We start from the raw sequence: 24,619 nt of genomic DNA on the forward strand, positions 1-24,619 counted from the left end.
GCTTGAGTACTCTCCTCAGGATAATTATGTTTTATCCAAAGATTAACTGAGCGAAAGCTCAGTTTCTAATTAATGATTCTTCATTCTTCATTTTTAATTCTTCATTAAAAGCTAAGTTCGCTTCCTTCCTCTGTAACCTTCAATTCCGCTTCTGCGCCACAAATTACCGGAAAGTTAGGTTGATCATGGCCAATGTCCATTCCAAAAGATACCGGGTAATCATAAGTTGCTACTTTTTCTAAAATAATGTCCTCGATCGAAAGTGGAAATGGATTTCCATCATTAGGCTTGATATCTGTAAATTGCCCAATCACTAATCCTTTTAGATTATTGAACAGCCCTGCGCGCTGCATCTGTCCGAGCATACGGTCAATGGTATAAGGATATTCCCCAATTTCTTCTATAAATAGGATCTTTCCATCTGTGTTGAGTTGAGATGGTGTACCAATACTGCTGGCTAGTAAGGCGATATTCCCACCAATTACACTTCCCTTAGCTTCCCCGATTCGGTTACCGGAGTGGGCAGGGGCTTGGATTTGAGGAAGGGACTCTCCCATCATCATTTGTCGAAGCATCTCTGTACTCGCTTGGGCATCTTCTCTAAATAAATGAATCCCCATAGGACCATGGATACTTTGGTAACCCATTTGGTTCAGGTGTAAAAGAAAAGCCGTAATGTCGGAAAATCCGATTAACCATTTAGGGTTCTTCTGGAACTTCGTCCAGTCCAGTTGATCAATGATACGGGTGGATCCATAGCCTCCTCTGGCACAAAGAATGGTTTTGACTTCAGGATTATCCAGTACTTCCTGTATATCCTGCAGGCGTTGGGAATCAGTTCCTGCCATAGAGCCGTTTTCGGCATATACGTGAGGCATTATTTTCACACGGAGTCCCCATGATTCTAGTACCGGAATACTAGCTTCTACTTTGGTGCGGTCGACTTTTCCAGCAGGAGCAACAATGGCGATGGTATCGTTGGCTTGTAAGAAGGGTGGTTGAATAGTATGCATTAAATTTATGAATTAGGGATTATGGATCGAATAATTAATTTCAAGATTCCAGACTCTATATTTTAGGAGTGAAAAATGGTAAAATGTAATGATAAGAAAGCTCACCTTACTCGTATCTTGCACGTTATTAGGGTAGAAACTCCTTTATTTTATCACTACATTATCTCAACAATCCTGAAAAAATAACATTTTAACAGCAAACAGTACAAGTTCTAGTGCTACTTTCGTTGAGTGTACTAATTACTTACAAACTCATATGAAACTAGTTTCTACTTTTACGCTACTCAATTTTTTGGTGCTTACTTTTTTATCCTCACAAGCCCAAGAAAACGACAACCTCTATATTGATGTCATTACTTACAATACGGAATGGCTGGGAAAACCTGAAAAGGCAGGGCTTGACCAAACTAGGTCTACGCAGATAAAAGCAGTCGCAGAAGATATTCTACGTTCTTCGGCAGAGGTGGTCGCTTTACAGGAGGTAGTCATTGATGAAGTGAATGGAAATGCCTTGGAAGATTTACTAACAGAACTAAATCAGTTAGATACTTTGGAGGAATGGGCTGGAGGGTATAATGACTACTTTTCGTTTTGGTGGTCACCCGATTTTGAGAACTATCCTGCCCAACGCCAGGCCTTTGTCTACAAGACAAGTGTATTCAAAGAGGTGAAATTTTCTACTTTGCTGCTGGAGCAAGTTCCACAAGGAGATAATCGTTTTGCCTCTGGACGCCTTCCTTTCAGTATGGAAGCCTTGCTAATACAAGGTGATAGTAGCTTTTCAGTTCAACTTATCAACCTGCACCTCAAATGCTGCCAAGGAAATCAAGATAGAAGAAAAAACTCAATGCAACTTCTATTGAATAACCTCCAAATGTTACCTGATAGGAGAGTGGTTCTATTGGGAGATTTTAATACAGCGGATCAAGGAGGGGCTTATGGAGAAGCGGTATCTTGGGGGACGTATAGGGATGTCAATCAAAATCAAAAATGGGATTTTATACATCTTGCAGGAAGTAAAAAAGATAGAGCATGGAGCGATATTGACCATATATTTATGTCCGAGCAGGGTATTCCTTGGTATCAAGCCGTTCCGGATACGATGAGGAATAGAACCATTGCCGCTACTTATTCTGATCATGACATCATTAAGACTACGTTACGGGTAAACGCCAATACCATCGATGATCAAGAACTACCGTCTATTCCACAGGATTTAAAGGCTAAGCAACTCAACGAAAGCACCATACTACTGAACTGGACCCCTTCTACAGATAATATAGGAGTATATGGCTATACAATTTACCAGGAAGAAAAGCTAATAGGTTTTTCAAGGAGTAATGAGTGGCGAGTGGCTGACTTGAAGGTGATGCAGTCGCACCATTTTGCTGTTCAGGCAGTCGATAGCAGTTTTAATATTTCTCCTTTCAGTGAAACGCTATCCTTTACGTTAGAGAAAGAAAATCAGCTGCCAGTAGTATCCATCATTAGTCCTGAGCAAGATTTTGAAGTGAAAATGGGGAATATGTTGAGGATTGAAGTAGAGGCGTATGACCAAGATGGCGATATTCAGGAAGTAGCTTACTACGTGAATGATTCCTTGATAGGAATAGATCAAGAAGCCCCATTTGCCATGGAGTGGAAAGTCGCAGAAGTACGAACATACTCCTTGATGGTAACAGCGACAGATAACGATGGAGGAAAAAAGTCTTCATCAGTGATCACAGTTCAGGGAATAGAGAATGAGGATTTGGTGTTGCAAAGTGTTTTTACCGTAAATGACTATGCCTACTATTTTTACCCCAACCCATTAAAAGCGGGAGGACTACACCTCAGCGTAGAGCAGTATAGCACAGGAGATCAGTGGAAGGTGCTCAGTTTAGGAGGTCAGGTGATCAGGGAAGGCAATATTGACTCATCCAAAACAGCTATTCAACTCACTTTACCCAATGGAATTTATTTTTTACAGCTTAGGCTAAATGGAACCCTATATACGAATAAGTTGATTGTTGAGAGGGATTAATACGCTACAGTACTTTTGAAAAGCTACTTTTTACTACTAACAGATTATGATATTACTACGAGAACTAGTACAGATTCATCGTCAGTCGACGCCGAAGTACTTTAATTCGTTCTTGCCTAAGGATACTAAGCTAAGGCAATTGTATGACCTAATTTGCGAACAAGAACATTTACAGGATCATGAGGCTGCTTTCATGATTTATCAGACCTCGAATAAGGACAAACGCTATTTGATGTTGAAGAAAAACCTTATCAATAGGTTGTCCGATATGTTGGTGGTCTATGAGGAAGAAGGGGTAATGGAAGATATAGATTCTGAAATGTTGTACAGTAAGCAACAACTATTATTGGTCGACCTTTTACTTCGAAAAAACGTTTACCATAATGCAGAAAAGATCCTGCTTAAGTTGTTGCGTAGGGCGCAACGTAACCTATTGAATGGCCTTAGTGTGGAGTGTTATCGGTATTTGCAGATCATAGCTTCCTTGAAGGGAAGTGCTCGTCAGATACAGAAGTTAATGACCGAAAAGGAGCAGGTAGATATTTTAGTGGAGGCAGAAAATAAGGCTAGAAATGGTTGGTTGCGTATACAAGCAATGGGGAAGTTCTGTCTTTCCTTTGATGAAGAGATCGCAGAAGTGGCAGAAACGTTGCTTCAACAGTCGGGCATTTGGTGTTTTGAGAAACAATCCCTCTGGATAGGATACTATAAAAATAAAATAGAACAGGTAGCTGCTTACCATGGTGGCGAATTGGAGTTGTTTCAGCAAAAGGTGTTATCGATGAAGGATATCTTTACCCGTTATCCATTGTTGTCTACAGAGGCCAATCAGCGAGAATATTACTTTCATTATGCACGTAGCTTACAGATGCAAGGAGAGGTCAAAAGGGCTTTGGCAGTGGTGGAAGAGATCCTTCCCATGACTTCTTATGCTGCTTTTGATCGTTATGAAGTGCAAGCACTACACTTTGATCTTCTAATGAAGTTGAAACAGCCTATAGAGGCGGCAAAAGTAATGGAGGAAGTGATGGATTCTTGTCAGTATGGAATGTTACAGTCTGTTGATCAGTCTGCTTGGTTATTAAAAGAAGCGTATTTGATTTTTTGGGGAAAACTTCACGGGATAGAAAAGTCTATTAGATCCTATCTTAGAAACTTTCCGGAAGAGATTACTCCTGACCTTCTGAGGGAGGAGTGTAAAGCCGCTGTAATCTATAAAGAAAGCTATAATGTTCAGTTTTTAATCTTGAATAGTTTATTAGAAATAGAACAAAGGGAAGTTGACTGTTACAAGATGTTCAATAATATGAAAATGTATTACTTACGCTACTTGAAGAATAGTAAGGATATGAGGACACAGCAGTTTTTCCAGCAGTTTTACAAGTCATTTTTTCAACTTTACCAAGGGCGGGAAGTGATTTTTGATGAGCCTTTGGTGTCGGGTTTCTCTCCGGTAGAGATTATTCCTTATGAGGAGTTAATAAAAGGATACCTTGCTTGTATACAAACATACCTGAAGGAAGAGGAAGGAAGTTTTCTTTAGTGGAATAAGACCTTTTAGAGCTTGTTTGGAATACTGATTTAGATAGAGGAAATTTCTATAACCTGTTCAAATTGATTCAAATTTAGAGCGCACGCAGTGATAATAGTGGTTCTATTTGTTGACGTACGTAGTAAAATTTGAGTTGATTTGAACAGTGATTAGAGGAATTTTCTATCTGAAGACGTATTCCAAACAAGCTCTTAGTACTGATAAATCATAGATTTAACCTGATTGTAAATCAGGGAGAGTTTACTTTTTGATGTGATCTGTTCCTGAGAGGTTGAGGTGATTTGTGATTCAGTTGGAATGAAGTAAGTGAATAAAGAATCATTATTCCCTGTGATATAGATGATTTCGCAGTTTACTTTTTCCCATTTTCTGTGGTTGTTGAAAAGTATAAGTCCCTATAAGTTTGCTAGCATAAAGTCTAACAGCAAGCAATTCTCAAAGCTATTTCACGGTGCGACAGTACCGGTTACTTGATGATTAGATTTTTTGAAGGTCTAAATTTTTAGTATTCATCAAATTGAAAAATGAAAACTTATTTAACTTTTCTACTATTTACCTTAGTGTCATTTGCCGCTATTGGACAGACGCAAGTGACTAAAATTCAAGGCTCCTTGATAGAAGCGGGGACCAGAGAAGCAGTAGTGGGAGCTACGATTCGCTTAGAAGGAACAACGATTGGTACACTGTCTAACCTGGATGGTGCATTTGAGCTCTTGGCTTCAGGACAAGAGGGAACAACGGCTACCCTAGAGATCTCATTTGTAGGGTTTGAGAAAATCCTTAAGGAAGTCACGCTAAATAGGGCAACTGTTAACTTGGGTGAGATAGCACTTAAGCCGTCCGTTGTAGGTATGGAGGAAGTACTGGTCTTGGCATCGGTAGCCATCGATCGTAAGACACCTGTAGCCGTGTCTACTGTAAGACCAGAGTTTATTCAGGAGAAGTTGGGAACACAGGAATTCCCTGAGATCCTTAAATCTACACCAGGTGTATATACTACCAAGCAAGGTGGAGGTTATGGAGACTCCCGTATCAATATCCGTGGTTTTGATATGAGAAATACTGCGGTAATGGTTAACGGTGTACCTGTAAACGACATGGAGAACGGATGGGTATACTGGTCTAACTGGGCAGGACTAAGTGACGTAGCGAGGACTATTCAGGTACAGAGAGGGTTGGGAGCATCAAAGATTGCCGTGCCATCTGTAGGAGGTACGATCAATATTTTGACTAAAACAACAGATGCGGAAAAAGGTGGAAATGTTCAAATGATGATTGGTAATAATGGTTTCCGTAAAACAGGATTGACATTATCTACCGGTTTGATGGATAATAATTTTGCGGTAACCTTTATGGGAACACGTAGTGAAGGAGATGGATGGGTTGATGGTACTTGGCATGATGCGTGGTCTTATTTCTTGAACGTATCGAAGAAATGGAACAACCACATCTTATCCCTGACTGCTCTGGGATCACCTCAGCGTCATGGACAGCGTAGCAGCAAAGCAGACCCATCAGTGTACAAGCAGTATGGTAGACAGTATAACAGTGAGTGGGGCTACAAGAATGGACAAATGTTCAACTTGAGAGAGAACTTCTACCACAAACCTCAGATCTCATTGAATCACTACTGGACAATCAGTGACAAGACTGATTTAGCGACATCAGCATATGTATCGTTTGGTACTGGTGGTGGAACAGGTAGCTTAGGAGAGGAGCAGAGCAAGTTCTATAACTATAAAACCGCAGATGGGTTGATTGATATCGATCGTATTATTGCAGAGAATCAAGAGAATGGAAACAAAGGTGCTTCTGCGATCTTGAGAGCGTCTAGAAATGATCACAACTGGTATGGAGTACTCTCTAACTTGACACATAGAGTAAATGATCGTTTGACATTGAGTGGAGGTTTTGATCTGAGAGCATATCAAGGAAAACACTTCCGAGAAGTAACGGACCTATTGGGAGGAGAATTCTATATGGATACTCGTGACATGAATAACCCAACACATTTTGCGAAAGTAGGGGATGTGATTGATTATAATAACCTTGGGGAAGTAGCCTGGGGAGGAACCTTTGCTCAGGCAGAGTATACGCTAGGAGAGTTAACTGCTTTTGTGTCTGGTTCATTCTCTAATGTATCTTTTAGAAGAACAGATTATTTCAACTATCTGAATACGGATGAGGCACAACAGTCGGATTGGTATAGCTTTCAGGGATATAGCGTAAAAGGTGGAGCGAACTTCAACCTGACGGAGCAGCAAAATGTATTCTTCAATGCGGGTTACTTTGAGCGTCCTCCATTGTTCAATGCTGTATTCTTCTCTTACAACTCTAACGATGTAAACCCAGAGGCAAGAACAGAAAAGACCTTGGGTCTTGAGCTAGGCTATGGACTTAAGTTGAACAAACTTTCTTTGAATGTGAATGCTTACCATACAGAGTGGAGAGACAAGGCATTCGTGAGAAGATTCTTTGATAATGATGGAAATATCTTCTTGTTCAATATGTCAGGAGTGAATGCTCTTCACCAGGGAGTTGAACTAGATTTTGTTTATAGACCATTTAAGGCTGTGGAGTTTACCGGAATGGCTTCTGTGGGAGACTGGAGATGGACAAACGACCTGAAAGATGTACAAGTTTACAATGACAGTCAAGAGTTGCTAGGGACAATCAATATGTATACGAAAGATTTAAAAGTAGGGGATGCTGCCCAAACGACTTTTGCATTGGGAGCTAACCTTTTCTTAACAGACGATCTTAAAATTGGTGCAAACTTCAACCATTATGATGACCTGTACGCATACTATGACCCGGCAGGAAGAACCAATGCAGAGGAGAGAGGTGAGCAAGTATGGGAGGTGCCATCATACAATCTTTTGGATGTCAACCTAAGGTATAACTTCCAGGTGGCAGGGATGTCAGCTACATTGATCGGAAATGTAAACAATGTATTGGATACAGAATACATCTCTGAAGCAAACAGTGAGACCGCTGTTTATTATGGGCTTGGAAGAACATGGAGCTTAGGAATGAAATTAAACTTCTAGGCAGTAAAAAATACGGATGTTGAATAGAGCATTTGAAAGCTAAAATAGATTATGAAAAATCACATTTCAAAGATATATATCGTATTGGGCTTCTTGCTTGCAGTAGCATGTAACCCACTAGAGGAAATCAATGAGCAACTAGCGCAAGATGAAGCTTTGGAGGAAGCGAAGTATGCTTTCCTTTATGATAAAGAAGTTGCGCCAGCCGCTTATACGCTTACGGATGAGGATTATGCACTGTCTTCTGTAGAAAGTATTGTCAACTATAAGAACTTCTCTAATCAGAATTTACCATCCAAGTATCTTCCAGAGATTCTGAATCAACGTTTTTCTGCAGAGGATACAGAGACAATGATGGTTACTTATGCTTATTACAGCAGAGTGTTTGTAGATTATGATAATGCGCTGGAGTTATCTTCTGATGACTATAAGATTGCAATGGGACAGTCCTATTCCAATTTCAGTGATGAAGATAAGGCGAAGGCTTTGATTGCCAAATACCTGGACAGAACACAGTATGAGACGGAGGCAGGAAAGGAGATCACAGTTGCTTATACCTTGTATGAGCGTGCTTATGAAGATCAGTTCCTACAGATTGATATCGCTACTGGAGCATATGAATATGTGAGTGTAGAAGAAGCAGAATATACGTTGTCTTCTGATGATTATGAATTAATGGGACAGTCATACCCTAACTTCTCATCTAAGTCTACTGCAGAGGAAGAGATTGTAGCTTTTGCACAAGAGAAGTTTTCTGATAAGACTTCTGTGATTGTAGAGTACGTTTACACTTTCACCTATCATGACAAATACGTAGTATACCGTTTTGATGGTACGCAATGGCAGTTGGCAACATCTGTGACCTCAGTAACAGAAGAGTTAAGTTATAGCGTCAATAAAGAAGATATTACGAAAAGTACATGGAAGGCAGATTCTTCGATTAAATACACCCTGACTTCTGCTGATTATGAGCGCTGGGAAGATAATACGAAGTATCACAACTTTGATCTTCGCTCAGGAAAACCTGAAGGTGATTTCGCTGTAGTGATTAAGAAGATTGGTGAAGTATTGGACGATGTATTTGATCCGGTAGAAGAAGGGCAAGAGTTTTTGGTCACTTACAACTATTATGATGGTTTAACAGGAAGTGCTACAATTCGTGTTGTTAAAGAAGGTGGTATTTGGATGGAAGTAAAATAATTGGCAATTACCACGTGTTGACCAAGGTCCGAGACTCATTATTGAGTCCGGGCCTTTCTACGCTTAAAGAGAATCATAACTGATATGAACTATAAGAATTTTTTCTGTTTCACCTTGCTACTATTGTTGGGGGGCGCTTCCTGTAAGACGGGAAAACCGGACTACTTTCTTTTTTATCAACAAGCACAGGTATTGCCGGTGACCCTTCAAGAAGGAGGCGGGGGAATCGATACCACGCTTTTACAGCTAATTGCTCCTTATAAGGATAGCCTTGATAAACAAATGAATGAGATCGTAGCATATGCAACGGTAGATTTTATGAAAAGGGACTCTGTTGATGCTTTGGGAAGAATGATTGCTAAACAAGTACTTTCTTGGGCAAATGATTCATTGAATGCCCAGGCAGATATTAGCTTATTTAATCGTTCAGGATTCCGTACTTCTATCTATCAAGGAGAGGTTACCTTGGGAAAGGTGTATCAGGTAATGCCTTTTGATAATAGCTTGGTAATAGCTTCCTTGACAGCGGAAGGGGTTAGGGAAATGTTGAACTACCTTGGAAGAAGAAAAGAACCAGTGGCAGGTATGGAGATGACGATGATAGGTGATAAGGTGATACAAGTGAAGGTCAATGGGGAGCTGCTGGATGAGACTAGAACCTACAGGGTACTGACGTCGGATTATCTTTACAATGGGGGAAGCAGAATGGATTTCTTTCAGCAATCTACCGCTGTAAAAGCAATGCCGATATTACTGAGGGAAGCGATTTTAAAGGCTTTTCAACGATCGGGAAGATTATTGCCGATAGAAGAGGCTGTTTATAGACAAGATAACCAAACGGTGAACTAGAGGAGGTTATGAAAAGATATTCAAGAAGAAATTTCGTACAGTTATTGGGGAAGGGAGCTGCCGCATCCTTGCTACTTCCTACCACTGTATTAGGTAAAGAGCAGGACTTGATCAAATTGACGATCTTACACACCAATGATACGCATAGCCAGATAGAGCCTTTTCCTTTGTCCCATAAACGATTTGGTGGAAAAGGAGGGGTATTACAGCGAAAAGTGTTGATCGATCAAGTACGTTCAATGGAAAAGAACGTATTGCTACTTGATGCGGGAGATATTTTTCAAGGGACTCCTTATTTTAATATGTACAAAGGAGAGGTGGAGTTTCGTGCAATGTCTGAGATGAAATATGATGCTGCGACGATTGGTAATCATGATTTTGATAATACGATTGAAGGGCTGGACAGCGTATTGCCCCATGCCTCTTTTGAGTTTCTTTCAGCAAATTATGATTTTAGTAATACTGTTTTAGATGGAAAGGTAAAGCCTTATCAGGTCTATGAAAGAGAAGGAGTACGTATAGGTGTTTTTGGTGTAGGAATAGAGTTGGATAGCCTTGTGCCTAAAGCATGCTATAAGGAAACTGTTTATGAAGATCCTATTGCCGTAGCCCAAACCTATTCCCGTAAACTAAAGGAAGAAGAGCTGTGTGATGTGGTGATATGCCTATCCCATTTGGGATATCAATACAGAGGTGATAAAGTATCAGATATACAATTGGCCGAGAAGACCAAAAATATAGATTTGATTATTGGTGGACATACACATACTTTTTTGGAGGAACCAAGTAAGGTGATGAATAGTGAAGGGAAAGAGGTGTTAATTACTCAAGTGGGATTCGCAGGTATTAACCTCGGAAGAGTAGATTTTTACTTCGATCGAAAGAAAAAGCGACGATTGGCATTCCAGTCAGATAAAGATTGGAGTAGTACCGTAGTGGTATAGTTTACAAAATAAAACGGTCAGCATTCCTTAGAGTGCTGACCGTTTTATTTTAAATGACAAAGATGTGATTACTTCATCTTAGCAATTACGTCTGCCGTGATGTCATCTTTTCCATCAGAGTACAATAACATCCCTTTAGGAATTACGTACTGGTATCCTTTTTCTTTAGCGACTGCATCGATTCCTTCCTGTACTTTCTTAAGTAGCGGCTGCATCAACTGTTGCTGCTTAAGGCTAATACTTTGCTGTGTTGAAACAGGGAAGTTATCGTACTGTTGTTTCAAAGTCTGAATTTCTTTTTCTTTTTGCTGAGCGATAGCAGGAATTACATCAGCACCTTTCTGTAGGTAAGTTTGGTAATCCTGGATCTTTGTCTTAAGATCGTTTTCCATACGCTTGAACTCTTCCTGAAGTTGGTTTTGGAAGCTCTGAAGCTTTTGCTCTGCTACTTTGTATTCTGACATAGTCTGTAGTACGCTGTCAGCATCTACATAACCAAATACTTTCTGTGCTTGCGCATTGGCACTAAAGAAGAACAGGCCAACGATTAGAGTAATAAAAAATCTTGCTTTCATAATTAGTTTTGTTGAATGACCCTATTGAATTAGTTAGAGCCGGTAATTTTATCAATAACTTTTTGGGTGATATCCTCTGTCTCATTCTTGTAAATCACCGCATTTTCTGAGATCACCACTGAGTAACCGTTGGCAATGGCTACCTCTTTAATCGTATCCATCAGTTTTTTCTGAAGAGGCTTCATCAGTTCCTGCTCTTTCTTACGCACACGTTGTTGCGCATTGAACTCAAGCTCCTGGTATTCTTGCATCAGTTTCTGGTATTCATTCACTTTCTGCTGGTATACTTCTGGAGTGATATTCTGGTTTGTTTGCACAAACTGTTGGATCTGCTGTATGGCCGCTCCTTTCTGCTCTAGCTGCGTTTTGAATTGCTTGCCATAAGATTCCAAAATTTTCTGTTGGGTCTTGAACGCTGGCAAGGCTTGAATGATCTTCTGCTCATTGGCATAGGCTACTTTCTGTGTTTGAGCCACTGAAAGGCTCGTGCCCAAACCTAAGGCCAATAGCAGGCTTACTACAAATCTTTTCATCAGGAACAATTTTCAATATACTATTCTAAATAGATGCAAATTTAGGAATTTATACCACGTATGAAAGGAGATGGAAGTCCCCTTCCTGTTAAAAAACGTTGTATCTACCCCTTTTCCCCTATCTAGGGGTATCTGCAGGATCTCCTAACTCTAATTCTTCTAGTACCAAGTCCGTATAATTATGACGTGGGTCAGAGTAAATCATGGTGAGGTCGCTGGCTTTATCAAATAAGAAGCTCAATCGATTTTTACGAGCTACTGTTTCGGCTGCCTTAGCAATTTTGTCCTGCAGGGGCTTAATCATTTCTTTTCGTTTGACATATAGTAGTCCTTCATAACCAAAGTGATCTGCCTGATATTTTCGAAGCTCGGTCTTTTTTTCTTCTATTTTTTCTAGACGAACTTCTTTCATGTCTATCGTCAATAAGAGTTCTTCATTGCGATAGTCTTGTTCCAGACTGGTGATCTCTTTTTTCATTTTTTCGATTTCAGAGCTCCATTCCTTCGTAAGTTTGTCCAATCGCCCTAAGGCATCTTTGTACTCAGGAAGCTGCTCTATAATCACCTGACTGTCTATATAACCAAACTTTTGCGCTTGTAGCTGCAAGGAAATAAATAAGGTTATACTGAGGACAAGTAGCTTTTTCATATGGCAATTCTTTTAACAGTTTTCAACAAAAAAAGGTATTTCAAAAACACGCTTATAAAAAAACAGAAAGCACATTAGCTGTACTTTCTGTTTTAAATATAAAGAATCAAAGGGAAAATTATCGGATCTGCTGACCAATTGTAAAGTGGAACTGGCTACCACTTACATCTTGTCTTCCCGGTACATCATCAAAACCGTAGGCCCAGTCAATACCTAGCATACCAAATGCAGGCATAAATACTCTAGCTCCTACCCCTGCAGAACGCTTCAGGTTAAATGGATTAAACTCTGCGTAGCTTCCCCAGTTGTTTCCTGCTTCTGCAAAGCCTAAGACATAGATGGTAGCAGCAGGGTTTAGGGATACTGGATAACGAAGCTCCAATACATACTTGTTATATACCACACCACCTGAGCTACTTCTTTGCTGTCCATTCTCTACCTCAATAGGAACAATAGACTGGTTCTCATACCCTCTCAAGCCAACGTTCTCAGTTCCCAATAGGAAGTTGTTGGCCGTAAGACCATCACCACCAAGGATGAAACGCTCAAATGGTCCTAAGCCTTTGTCCTGGTTATATGGAGCAATAAAGCCCATATGTACTCTTGAAGCCAATACTAGGTTACCAATGATCGTCTGGTACCAAGCATTGTCAAACATATATTTATGGTACTCTACCCAACGGTAACGGTCTTCATTGGTGATGCCTTCCTCTGAGAAGTTCTTGTCACTAAACAAAGAGTAAGGAGGAGTCAAACTCACCGTTAGTGAGATTTGTGATCCTCTTCTTGGGTAAGTCGGTTGGTCAATACTGTTTCTCGCAATGGTCGTGTTGAACGTAAAACTGTGAGAGTCTCCTGTTGGATAATCAAAGAAACCAGTAGAAATAAAGTCTCTCAGACGGTATGACTGGAACGTGACAGAGTTATTCATCACAAAGTAGTCATCAGGCCATTTCAAGCGACGTCCAAGCCCTACGGATGCAGAGTGAATACCTAGTGATCCAGTCTCACTTTGAGAGGATAGATCGGTTACAAAGAAGTTTCCGGCATTGTTGTACTGTCGCTGTATAGAGTAGCTATAACTTACTGAAAGGGAGTTAGGCTTTCTTCCACCCAACCAAGGCTCTGTAAAGCTCACAGAATAAGTTTGGAACTGACGTCCGTTGGCTTGCATTCTCAACGATAGACGTTGCCCATCTCCTGCGGGTAGTGGCCTCCACATATCCCAGTTAGGAATATTTCTAATAGAGAAGTTGTTGAATACCAATCCAAGTGTACCTACGAAACCGTAGAAACCACCCCAACCACCAGATAACTCAATCTGATCATTAGGCTTCTCCACCAAGTTATATTTAATATCTACTGTACCTTTTGCTAAGTTTGGAATTGGCTGAATGTCAATTTGCTCAGGGTCAAAGTAACCAATAGATGAAAGCTCTCGTTGTGTTCTGATCAACTGTGAACGGCTAAACTTCTCACCAGGAAGTGTTCTGATCTCACGAAGAATTACGTGGTCACTGGTTTTGGTGTTACCGTTGATGATGATTTTATCGATATAGGCTTGCTCTCCTTCACTGATTCTCATTTCAATATCAATAGAGTCATCCTCTACCAATACCTCTACAGGATTTACATTGAAGAACAGGTATCCATCATCCATATACAAGGCTGAGATATCCGTACCACTAGGGTTGAAGGTTAGACGTTTCTGTAACTCTTCAGGGTTGTATACATCTCCTTTTTTGATACCTAGAACTTGTGCTAATTGAGCATCAGTGTATTTGTAGTTACCAGTCCAGGTGATATTTCTGTAATAGAAACGTTTTCCTTCCTCTATATCCATCTCGATATTTACGAGCTTTTCGTTTACATCGTAAACGCTGTCTCTCTCGATGCTGGCATTACGGAAACCATTCTTATTGTAGTAGTCAATGACGTTATTCTTATCATTCTCAAACTCTTCCGCAATAAACTTGGAAGGGTTGAAGATTCTATACCATTCCTTGGTTTTCGTTTTTTTCATTTTGCGAAGAACCTTCTTCTCCGCAAGTTGCTCTACGCCATTTAGTTGGATTTCGTTGATTTTGACCTTACTATTCTTATTGATCTCAATACGCAACTGAATGGCATTAGCCAAGGTAGGATCTTGCTCTCGGACAATTTTTACATCCGCATTTTTAAAGCCTTTTTCAGCATAGTAATCCTTAATGACGTTGGTCGTGTTCTTGATAAGGGCATCTGTAACGATACGACCTCTCACCAGATTGATCTTGTCCGAAAGGGTTTTGGCTTTGCTCTTGTTGACCCCCTCAAAATAATATTTTGATAGCTTAGGTCTTTCCTTTAAGACAATTTCCAGGTAAACGTCTGAGCCGTTCGTTTTGGCTACGTTGATCTGTACATCCCCTACAATACCCAAGCGCCATAATTTACGAATGGCTTTAGAGATGCCTTCTCCTGGAATGGTGATTTTTTCACCAACCTTAAGTCCTGAAATATTAATCAGGGCATTTTTGTCATTAAATTCAGCACCAACCACATCGATTCCCGCAATGGTATATTCGATAGGTATTCCGTAATCTACGTCCCCTTGTCCACCTTGTGAACCGTAGGTCGTTCCAAACTGAGCAGAAACGAAAAGGGTACTCCCTAAAAAGAGGCTGATAAAAATAATTAATGACTTGCTGATATGGTCATGCAGTAAGCTCATGCGATAAAAAGCGTTAGTATAATCTAATATTTTAAGGATACAGCCAGTGATATATATTTGATCGATAAAGTGGAAGATAAAAAAATCCTCAATAGACCACTTTATTTCTCTGCCTACGAACAGGCAGCTTTGGCCGTCTGATCTTCTGATCTGTATACAACAGACACTCAAAGATGTGTGAAAGTAGACAACGTGGCGTCTTTTTCTGTTATAGAACGTTATAAACCAGTAAATTTAAACAAACTTTAACAGCGAACAGCTTAATTACTGCTCAGCTGTTCACTGGTTTTGCCAAATCGTCTTTCTCTGGACTGATAGTCTAGTAAAGCGGCATATAACGTTTCTTTGCGGAAGTCAGGCCATAGTACATCGGTAAAGTACATTTCCGTATAGGCCATTTGCCAAAGCAAGAAATTACTGATGCGTAGCTCTCCACTAGTGCGAATCAATAACTCCGGGTCAGGAATCTCTCCAGTTGACATATAAGCAGAAACTTGTTGCTCACTCAATCCTTCCAGATCGAGAGATCCTGCCTGATGATCCTGGCAGATCTTACGTATGGCCTGAGTAATATCCCAACGTCCACTATAGCTCAACGCAAGGGTAAGTACCATTCCCGTATTATTACTGGTAGCTTCTATAGCTTCATTCAACTCATTTTGACATTTGTCAGGAAGCAAAGAAGCATCACCAATACTATTTAAACGAATATTGTTTTTCTGTAAGGTAGCTGTTTCGTCTTTAATCGTAGAAACTAACAGCTGCATCAAGGCTTTGACTTCTCGCTCTGGGCGATTCCAGTTTTCCGTAGAGAAAGCATATAACGTTAAGAAATTTACGCCTAGCTCTGCGGCACCCTCAGTAATATCTCTTACGGCTTTGATCGCATTTTTATGACCAAATACTCTCATTGCCCCTTTCTGCTTCGCCCATCGGCCATTTCCATCCATAATCACAGCTATATGATTAGGGATCTTTTGCAAATCTATATTCTCTTTCATTATTATTCCTTGAAAAATATCCTTATCGCTACGAGAAACCAGAAGTGTGTAAATACCATCAAAAAGTAACTGTGAAGCTGAGTCAACACTTCAGGTGTAGTGTGCGAAATTACTGATATATGTTATCATTACAAAACAACCTTTAATGTTCTTGTCTCTGATAGGCAGTTAGCTGTGTTTTTTAAGGAAGGGCGCCCCTTGTGCCCCCCATTTCTTTATCTATTCTCTTTTCTCCTTGGCTTTTCAAGCGGAAAGCTTCCTTCTATTGAGAAGATTTGTCTGAAATTTTGCATTTTGCTAATTGATTATTTTGATGAGGGGGCTGCTTTTGAGGGAGGTGATAAGCTTTTTGTGCTTGATGACTAAAGAAAACTATGCTGAAAATTATACTAGAAAACTATATTTCCTGGATCGGAAGATTGAGTGAATGGACAGGAAGGGTTGCATCATGGCTGACGACGCTTCTTGTCGTGCTAATATGCTTGGATGTGGCTTTACGCTATGTATTTAAGGAGGCGAGTGCCTTATTGCCCGAGCTAGAGTGGCATTTATTCTCTTTGATTTTTTTGATTGGGGCAGCGTATACGCTAAAACATGACCGCCACGTAAGAGTAGATGTTTTTTATATGCGTTTTTCTCCTCGTCTTAAGGCTACTATTAACCTGATAGGGGCACTTCTTTTCTTATTGCCGTTTTGTTTGCTGGTGATAGATACTAGTATCCCTTATATAAAAGCTTCTTATGTATTACAGGAGCATTCTGCTGATCCGGGAGGGTTGCCACATCGTTACCTGATTAAGGGAAGTATTGTGGTAGGCTTTACTCTATTATTGTTGCAAGGAATGGCAATGGCTGCTTCATCCTTGCTTATTATTATTTATGGAGAACCAGAGAAGGACCGTTATTGATTTTTTGCTATTGATCTGAAAATATTATGGAAGCACTGTTGCTGTTTATCATTCTTTTTGCTTGCCTACTATCGGGGTATCCGGTAGCTTTTGTTTTGGCAGGAGTGAGTATTCTATTTGGTTATCTGTTTTTTGGAGAGGACTTGCTTCGATTGATTCCTTTACGGATTTATGGTACAATGAGTAACCAAATTTTGCTGGCAGTTCCCTTATTTGTGTATATGGGGGTGATGCTGGAGAAATCCGGTATTGCTGAACGATTATTAAATACCATGTCGCTGTTATTGGGGAAAGTAAGGGGTGGCTTAGCTTTATCGGTAATTTTGGTGGGAGCCATGTTGGCAGCCTCTACGGGTATTGTAGGAGCTACAGTAGTGACGATGGGGCTGTTGAGTTTACCAGTAATGCTAAGTAAAGGCTATAAGCCGGAGGTTGCTACGGGAGTAATAGCTTCTTCAGGAACACTGGGACAAATTATCCCTCCTAGTATTGTGCTGATTTTATTGGGAAGTGTGATGAATATTTCGGTAGGAGATTTATTTGTAGCAGCCGTATTACCAGGTTTATTGTTGGTGACACTCTATATGCTGTTCATATTGTTTATGGCTGCATGGAAACCTGCTTATGTACCAAAAATATCAAAAAAGGAATTAGTTCGTTTTAAACAAGGAAGTACATGGAAAGGTATTATCAGGGCTTTTGTTCTGCCGTTTACCTTGGTGCTATCTGTATTGGGGTCAATTTTTGCAGGAATAGCGTCTCCTACGGAGGCAGCAGGAGTGGGAGCCATGATGGCTACCTTACTCACTTTGATGGAGCGTAAATTATCTTTTGGGGTAATGAAAGCGGTGATGAAGGAAACCACCTACCTTACTAGTATGGTGTTTATTATTTTGGTAGGGGCAACAGCTTTTGGCTTGGTGTTTAGAGAAGTAGAAGGAGATAAAGTGTTCATTGATTTTATACAATCGGTAGAATTATCTCCCTATGCATTTCTGGCAGTGGTACTTATTGCTGTTTTTATTGCAGGATTTTTTATTGATTTTATAGAGATCATTTTTATTTTCATACCAGTAGTGACCCCTATCTTTCAAATGTATGATATGGATCTTTTATGGGTAGCTATATTGATCTCGATAAATCTACAGACGTCTTTTCTGACACCACCTTTTGGCTTCTCCTTGTTCTATCTTAAGGGGGTAGCGCCTGAAGGGGTAACAACAGCTCATCTGTACAGAGGGATATTACCTTACATCATCATTCAATTATTTTTGATGGCATGTATTATCTTGTTCCCTGAGCTAGTAACATGGCTTCCATCCATGAGTGGCTAATGAAATAAATAACTAATCATCACACACAACCAGAAATCTATGCTAAAACAACTTAACCTTATTCCTTTGCTCTTCCTTTTGTTAAGTGCATGCTCTAAAGAAAAAAGCTATGTACATATGGAACTGGTGGGGCATGAGGTACAACTATATGAACTAGATCCTCAACGAGAGTCATCCGAAAGCATGGATGAAATGCTCAAGGAATATCGACAAACCCTTGAAGACGAAATGCATGAGGTGATCGCTTATCAGGTGCACGACTTTTTTGGGGAAAGTGCTGAGCTAGGAGAGTTTGTAAGTGCCCTAATGTTAGCGTCTGCTAACACGGATTTACAAGATGCTTACGTAGACTTGGCAGTGCTAGAAAAAGCAGCCCTTAAAGAAAGCCTATATCGAGGAGTTGTGACCAAGGATCATATCTATAGACTCTTGCCTGAGGAACAACTTCTGGTAGTGTTGACACTTTCCGGAAAGCCTTTGGAAGAACTACTGACCTATGTATATAAGAATTCAGAGGCTTATGCAGGTATTTATCTTAGTAAGGAAAATGGAGTGTTGACAGCAGAAGTAGATGGAGAAGAACGCCCACTTACGGATAGTTTACGTATTCTTACGGTAAAGTCACTCATGGATAAAGGACCTTATGCTGCCTTCTTTAAACATGCCGACAAGGTAGCGTTTCAGCCGTATTATTTTCGCTCACGTTTGATTAGCTTTTTAAAACAAAGTCAGGAATTTCAGGAAGGGCCTGAAATGTAGTACAATGACAGGACAATGACATGATGAGAATATACTTACCACTATTATTAATCCTAATTAGTAGCCTTAAAGGATATACACAAGATACAGAAACACATATTCTGACAATCTTGCATACGAATAATCTGAACAGTGAGGTAGAGCCTTTAGCGACGAAGGAGAACTATGCAAACTTTGGAGGCTTTTCCAGGTTACACCAACAAATCAGTGAGATAAGACAAGAAGAAGAGTATGTACTTCTTTTGGATGCAGGAGGGTTTATTCAAGGAACGGCCTATTATGACTTCTTTCAAGGAATCGTAGAAGTGAAGGCCATGTCAATGATGCAGTACGATGCCGTTAATATTGGTAGTCGGGAGTTTGTAGGAGGATTAGATCGATTGCTGAATATGGCCGCAATAGCTTCCTTCCCAATGCTGTCAACCAACTATGCATTGGATAGCACTATACTACATGATGTTGTTTTACCCTATAAAATCATTGATAAAGGGGCCATGAGAATAGGGGTGATCGGGGTAGGAGATGTTCTGCAAGATAAGTTAGCAGAGGCCAACTATGCAGGAGTCAACTACCTTGTGCCTGATCGTGTAGCTTCAGCGGTCGCCCTGAGACTAAAGAAAGAAATGGGGTGCCATGCCGTGATTTGCTTAACCTATCTGGACGATAATACTACCTCTACAAAAGAACTTTCGCTAAAGGACTTTGTCGAGAAATCTGAAGGAATAGATGTTTTCATTGGAGGGAAATCAGGGGAAATGTTAGCAACTCCCTTAACTTTGCAAAACAAAAATGGAGCACCTGTTTTGCTTGCACAGGCAGGAAAACAAGGAACACATTTAGGAAGAATCGACTTGACTTTTAAGGTAAAAACACTAGAAGTGCAAAGTAAGCAGTAGGGGCGTCCCTTGTGGTCGCCCGACACCCGAGAGAGTAGTACATTCGCAAGAGCGTCCCTTGTGGTCGCCCGACAGCTACCACAAGTAGATTGCCTTTACAACTGAACCAACAATATACCAGCAATGGAACATCCTATAGCAATTGAATTTTTTGATGAACTATACATCTTGCATCAGGAGGAACGCCTCCATATGCAGCAAAAGTTTATTAAGCTTAAAACCTTATTGGAGCAAATTTGTAAGGACCTGACAAGGGATGAACCCATGCATATGTCCAATTTATTTGCTCGAATCTCCTATTTAGGGAATAAAAAGAAGCTGGATAAACGATTGCTTTGGCAATTGCATAGGGTAAGAATGACCGCCAATAGGGTTCGCAAACGTTACTATACCCCAGATCAACAAGAGTGGCTTTTTGCCGTAGCTACCGTAACAGAAGCACTCAGTATATTATACGCAGAAAGCAATAGTACTCCTTTGGATATCCCTCCTAAGTTGAAAGATATACGCCCCGAACGCATCCCCTATCAGGTCAGTGCGAGGGAGATTGGAGAACGTATTGAGAAGATAAGGGTGGTCGTGCTTCAGAAGTTAGAGGATGAAGCTTGTTTGCTGTGTGTAGAAGAATCAGCGGCAGATGAGGAGACGGTGAAAGTGCGTTATGATGTGCCTCAGGACAATCTCGAATACACGACGACCATACATCACCTTTGGGAAGGAGCACAGTTGAACTTATTGGACGTTTATACGGATGAATCGGGATGCTACGTTCCCCGACATTTTGTAGTGGAACCGGATTACTTGGTAGATGTAACGGCTGTGGCAGAATGTTTCCAGAAGTCAGGAGTCAATACACTATTGAATCTGAATCGTAAGTTTGAGCAAACAGAAGCTACGGCAGCCATGCAGCTGGGTAATGTAGCCAACTTTTTTCTGGATGAGCTACTGAATGAGTCGGTACAAGATCCACTTAATTTTGAGGAGACTTTCAAGAAGACGTTTCAACAATACCCTGTACAGTATTCTGCCATTAATGATTTGCAGGATAAAGAGTCTTTTATGAAGTTTTATCAGCGGGCACAGATACAGTTTACGAATATCCGTAAGGTGGTACGGGAAGACTTGAAGACGGAAGGTATCAATGAAGATAATTGCTATATAGAACCGTCCTTTATATCAGAAAAATACGGGTTTCAGGGACGACTGGATTTGTTACATTTCAATGAGAAAGATGGAGAGCCTCATTTCGATATCTTTGAATTGAAGAGTAGTAGTTCTGTACCAAGCTTGGAGTTGGGGCGTGATGGGATGTGGGTAAACCACAAGACGCAGGCTCTCATTTATCGCATGCTTTTACAATCAGCCTTTCAGGTAAAGCCAGAACAGGTGAATCCCTCTATTTTTTATTCATCCGTTAATGCACAAAACCTTCGTTTTGCTCCTTCGGTACAATCACTGGAGAAGGAGATCCTGAATGCCAGAAATATTATTGTTTGTCGAGACCTACAGTTGGCACAGTCTCCTCATGGTGAGAGCGCTTCTCAGGTGCTACGTTTGATTTCTGAAAGGAAGTTTCAAGGTGCCCCTCCTTTTGTGATGGATAAGGTTAGACATTTTGAACACTCCTTAAGAAGCATGTCCATATTGGAAAGGGAGTACCTTTTCAGTTTTGTGAGTTTTATTGCGAAGGAGCAACAACTGTCGAAGATAGGGGACACGGAGTTTCGACAAGGGATGGCAGCCTTATGGCTAGAGGGATTTGACGAAAAGGCAGAGGCCTTCAATATCTTCTATGATTTGGAGATCGAGGAGAATCATGCCGATGCTGAAAAACCTCATATCATCTTTAAGCGGACTAACGAGGAAAACAATTTTGTCAATTTCAGGGAAGGTGATATCGCTGTGCTTTATCCTAGAAGTTCGGCAGAGGATCACGCACTGAAGAACCAGATCTTTAAATGCTCTATAGTAAGTATTACTAAAGATCATATTACGGTACGCTTCCGTTTTCGTCAGCGTAACTTGTCGTTCTTTAACTTACACCAGCAGTGGGCTTTGGAGCACGATGTATTGGATAATTCTTTTGCATCCATGTATAAGGGCTTATTCAGCTTTCTAAGTGAGACAAGCAAGCAGAAGAAAGACGTTTTATTAGGTATGGAAAAACCTAAGCGCGCACCATTGGTGACTGATTTCTATACAGAAGATGTCCTGAACGAGGAGGAGAAAAGAATTATCGGCAAAGCATTGGCTGCCGAGGATTACTTTTTGGTGGTAGGTCCTCCGGGAACGGGAAAGACCTCTCGAATGCTCAAAAACCTGACTGCCAACTTACATAAAGATCCTCAGCAAAATATCTTACTGCTGGCCTATACCAACAGAGCAGTGGATGAGATCTGTGAAGCGGTAGATATGGCCATTGAAGAAAAAGCGGATGGAGAGCGAAAGTTTATTCGTATAGGATCTGAGTTTTCTACAGCAGAGCAATGGCGACCATGTTTGCTGGATAAAGTAGCGGCGGCGGCTAAGAACAGGGCAGAGCTGAAGGAAATGATTCAGAAGCACCGGATTTTTGTAGGAACTTTGGCTTCTATTACGGGGAAACTGGAGTTGTTTAAGCTCAAAGACTTTGATATTGCTATAGTGGATGAGGCTTCCCAGATTCTAGAGCCACAGATTGTGGGATTACTCCCTAAGGTACGTCGATTTGTCCTTATTGGAGATCAAAAACAGTTACCCGCTATTGTGCAGCAAGAAGCAGAACTTTCGGCGGTAAAGCAGGAGGAGTTGCATAGTATTGGATTATTCAATCGTAGAAACTCTTATTTCGAACGTATTTTTAATCGTTGTCAAGAGAATGGTTGGGAGTGGGCGTTTGATATGTTGACGCATCAGGGGCGCATGCATCAAGAGTTGTCCGTGTTCTCTAATCAATCTTTTTACGATAATAAATTGACGACAGTCCCTCTGCCTTGGCAGCATGCAACCTTAAGTTTTGATAAGGTAGATCAGGAGAATAAATATGAGCGAATGCTGAGTGAACATCGTTTATTATTTATTCCATCCCGAAAGAAATCTGATGATAAGTCGGATAAAATTAATTCTGATGAGGCGTTAATGGTGGTGGAACTGGTGAAGGCCGTGAAAAGTCTTTACCTGTCGAATGGGAAAGGCTTTGATCCACTCAAAACGATAGGGATCATTACTCCTTATCGTAACCAAATTGCCCAGATCAAGCATGAGTTGGAGCAGGCCGGGATTGAGGAAGCAGATAAACTGACCATTGATACGGTAGAACGTTATCAGGGCAGTCAACGAGAGGTGATTATTATTTCTTTTTGTGCCAATACTCCTTTTCAAGTCAAGAATCTCATGTCCCTGACCGATGACGGTGTGGTAGATCGAAAACTGAACGTAGCCATTACCAGGGCAAGGCAACAGATGATTTTTGTAGGAAACGAGGAGCTACTTTCCAGGGAGACAATCTTTTATCGATTGATCGAATGGGTGAAGTCCCGTGATGGCTATATCCACGAGGAAATTCCGAATATGCTGAAACATGATTTCCAACTACCGAAGGAAAGGTTGAGTACAGGAGTGGAACTGATCCCTGAAGATGTCGCTTTTGAAAAAGCCTTTGAAAAAGTGGTTTATAATGTTGTCCAACAACATCCAGCAACGGAGGGGGCCTCTTTAATGGGAGCAGATGATCATTTTCTAAGAAATATTGTATTGGCATACGGCAGGACGATCTTTGATGAACCTTACGAACATGAATGGGAGCAGTTTTGCTTTTCGGCAGAGGATAAGGTCAACGCTTATGCTTATTTCAATATGCAAAAGCATTTTTATTCCGGTAAATATGTGTTGGGGCAGATCAAGGACCAATTGGCAGAAACACTAGCGAAATGGAGTAATCGTTTATTCTTTTTTGATATAGGGTGTGGTCCAATGACGGCAGGGTTGGCATTTAACCAAGTGATGCAAACGACTCGAAAACACTTTGTCTTTAACTATATAGGGGTAGATCATTCACAAGCTATGCTGGCAAAAGCGAAGGAGTTCTCTGAACAAGACCTGCTAGAACGAACAACCTATTGTAGTTTGGTCAGTAGGTTGGAAGATATCAACTGGGGATATGTACAGGACTGTTTCGCACAACCTCATGTGATTATCCTTAATTTCTCCCATGTGATGGAGGTGTTTACGCTAGAGGAAACGTTGGTTTATGTAGATGTCTTTAAACGTATGATGAGTCGTTTTCCTCAGAACAGGTACTACGTGGTATATCAATCTACCTTGGCAGAGCAAGAGAGCTATAATTATAAACACTTCCTGGAGCGTTTGAACAGTAACTACCAAATACTGACCAATGGAAAAGCACAAGTGAAAGGGAAGGGGTGTAGTGAGGTGTTGTATGATCAGCAAGAAGAGGTGTATTATGAGTGGATAGCCCTGTAGAGGCGCCCAATCTGGCCCATTTACTAAGTAGTCCGTAAGGATGCGCCATTGGTGTGTCCGAGTTTATAAGCAAGTAGAAGGAACATAGAAGAAAAAGAAGAATCTATACCCTATATCCAAGAGATGTAAGAAATGAAGGAAGCTTAAGTTTATATCTATCCT

The 24,619-nt window shown here is 40.7% G+C and carries 17 protein-coding genes; 11 read left to right on the plus strand and 6 right to left on the minus strand.

Annotated elements, in window-relative coordinates; genetic code table 11:
- Positions 1 to 104: 104 nt before the first annotated feature.
- Positions 105 to 1,013: a S66 peptidase family protein gene (locus ABD985_RS00515; protein ID WP_345368451.1), complete on the minus strand. Its 909-nt coding sequence runs from the start codon at positions 1,011 to 1,013 to the stop codon at positions 105 to 107.
- 256 nt (positions 1,014 to 1,269) lie between these two features.
- Here ABD985_RS00515 and ABD985_RS00520 point away from each other — a divergent pair, with 256 nt between their 5' ends.
- The 6 genes from ABD985_RS00520 (at position 1,270) to ABD985_RS00545 (ending at position 10,631) form a co-directional block, all read left to right on the plus strand.
- Complete coding sequence (locus ABD985_RS00520) at positions 1,270 to 3,036, plus strand: Ig-like domain-containing protein (RefSeq protein ID WP_345368452.1); 1,767 nt, start codon at positions 1,270 to 1,272, stop codon at positions 3,034 to 3,036.
- A 46-nt stretch (positions 3,037 to 3,082) separates the two neighbouring features.
- Positions 3,083 to 4,579 carry a hypothetical protein gene (locus ABD985_RS00525; RefSeq protein WP_345368453.1) on the plus strand — a complete coding sequence of 499 codons (1,497 nt, stop codon included), beginning with the start codon at positions 3,083 to 3,085 and terminating at the stop codon, positions 4,577 to 4,579.
- Between the two features lie 533 nt (positions 4,580 to 5,112).
- A complete protein-coding gene (locus ABD985_RS00530) occupies positions 5,113 to 7,638 on the plus strand; it encodes a TonB-dependent receptor (RefSeq protein WP_345368454.1) in 2,526 nt (841 codons plus the stop codon).
- 51 nt (positions 7,639 to 7,689) lie between these two features.
- On the plus strand, positions 7,690 to 8,838 hold the full coding sequence (locus tag ABD985_RS00535) for a hypothetical protein (RefSeq protein ID WP_345368455.1): 1,149 nt from the start codon (positions 7,690 to 7,692) through the stop codon (positions 8,836 to 8,838).
- Positions 8,839 to 8,922: 84 nt separating this feature from the next.
- Positions 8,923 to 9,687, plus strand: a complete 765-nt coding sequence (locus ABD985_RS00540; RefSeq protein WP_345368456.1) for a 5'-nucleotidase C-terminal domain-containing protein — start codon at positions 8,923 to 8,925, stop codon at positions 9,685 to 9,687.
- Positions 9,688 to 9,695: 8 nt separating this feature from the next.
- Positions 9,696 to 10,631, plus strand: a complete 936-nt coding sequence (locus ABD985_RS00545) for a bifunctional metallophosphatase/5'-nucleotidase (RefSeq protein ID WP_345368457.1) — start codon at positions 9,696 to 9,698, stop codon at positions 10,629 to 10,631.
- Positions 10,632 to 10,699: 68 nt separating this feature from the next.
- Here ABD985_RS00545 and ABD985_RS00550 read toward each other — a convergent pair whose 3' ends face one another.
- The 5 genes from ABD985_RS00550 to uppS all read right to left on the minus strand — a co-directional run bounded on the left by ABD985_RS00550 (position 10,700) and on the right by uppS (position 16,099).
- Positions 10,700 to 11,206, minus strand: coding sequence for an OmpH/Skp family outer membrane protein (locus ABD985_RS00550; protein ID WP_345368458.1), 507 nt, complete (start codon positions 11,204 to 11,206; stop codon positions 10,700 to 10,702).
- 29 nt (positions 11,207 to 11,235) lie between these two features.
- Positions 11,236 to 11,739: an OmpH/Skp family outer membrane protein gene (locus ABD985_RS00555; RefSeq protein ID WP_345368459.1), complete on the minus strand. Its 504-nt coding sequence runs from the start codon at positions 11,737 to 11,739 to the stop codon at positions 11,236 to 11,238.
- 118 nt (positions 11,740 to 11,857) lie between these two features.
- A complete protein-coding gene (locus tag ABD985_RS00560) occupies positions 11,858 to 12,388 on the minus strand; it encodes an OmpH/Skp family outer membrane protein (protein WP_345368460.1) in 531 nt (176 codons plus the stop codon).
- 118 nt (positions 12,389 to 12,506) lie between these two features.
- The gene (gene bamA, locus ABD985_RS00565; RefSeq protein WP_345368461.1) at positions 12,507 to 15,098 is read right to left on the minus strand and encodes an outer membrane protein assembly factor BamA; all 2,592 of its coding nucleotides are present in this window, start codon (positions 15,096 to 15,098) and stop codon (positions 12,507 to 12,509) included.
- A 260-nt stretch (positions 15,099 to 15,358) separates the two neighbouring features.
- Positions 15,359 to 16,099 (minus strand): undecaprenyl pyrophosphate synthase, encoded by a 741-nt coding sequence (gene uppS, locus ABD985_RS00570; RefSeq protein ID WP_345368462.1) that lies wholly within the window; start codon positions 16,097 to 16,099, stop codon positions 15,359 to 15,361.
- A gap of 374 nt (positions 16,100 to 16,473) precedes the next feature.
- On the opposite strand from uppS, the gene ABD985_RS00575 reads away from it, so the two are divergent.
- The 5 genes from ABD985_RS00575 (at position 16,474) to ABD985_RS00595 (ending at position 24,457) form a co-directional block, all read left to right on the plus strand.
- On the plus strand, positions 16,474 to 17,007 hold the full coding sequence (locus ABD985_RS00575) for a TRAP transporter small permease subunit (protein WP_345368463.1): 534 nt from the start codon (positions 16,474 to 16,476) through the stop codon (positions 17,005 to 17,007).
- A gap of 26 nt (positions 17,008 to 17,033) precedes the next feature.
- On the plus strand, positions 17,034 to 18,341 hold the full coding sequence (locus ABD985_RS00580) for a TRAP transporter large permease (RefSeq protein WP_345368464.1): 1,308 nt from the start codon (positions 17,034 to 17,036) through the stop codon (positions 18,339 to 18,341).
- A gap of 39 nt (positions 18,342 to 18,380) precedes the next feature.
- Entirely contained in the window at positions 18,381 to 19,100 is a 720-nt protein-coding gene (locus ABD985_RS00585; RefSeq protein WP_345368465.1) for a 5'-nucleotidase C-terminal domain-containing protein, read from the plus strand.
- 20 nt (positions 19,101 to 19,120) lie between these two features.
- Entirely contained in the window at positions 19,121 to 19,996 is an 876-nt protein-coding gene (locus tag ABD985_RS00590; RefSeq protein ID WP_345368466.1) for a bifunctional UDP-sugar hydrolase/5'-nucleotidase, read from the plus strand.
- 123 nt (positions 19,997 to 20,119) lie between these two features.
- Entirely contained in the window at positions 20,120 to 24,457 is a 4,338-nt protein-coding gene (locus ABD985_RS00595) for an AAA domain-containing protein (RefSeq protein WP_345368467.1), read from the plus strand.
- Positions 24,458 to 24,619 lie beyond the last annotated feature (162 nt).

The organism is Algivirga pacifica (assembly GCF_039543525.1).
In the GTDB taxonomy this organism is placed as follows: domain Bacteria; phylum Bacteroidota; class Bacteroidia; order Cytophagales; family Flammeovirgaceae; genus Algivirga; species Algivirga pacifica.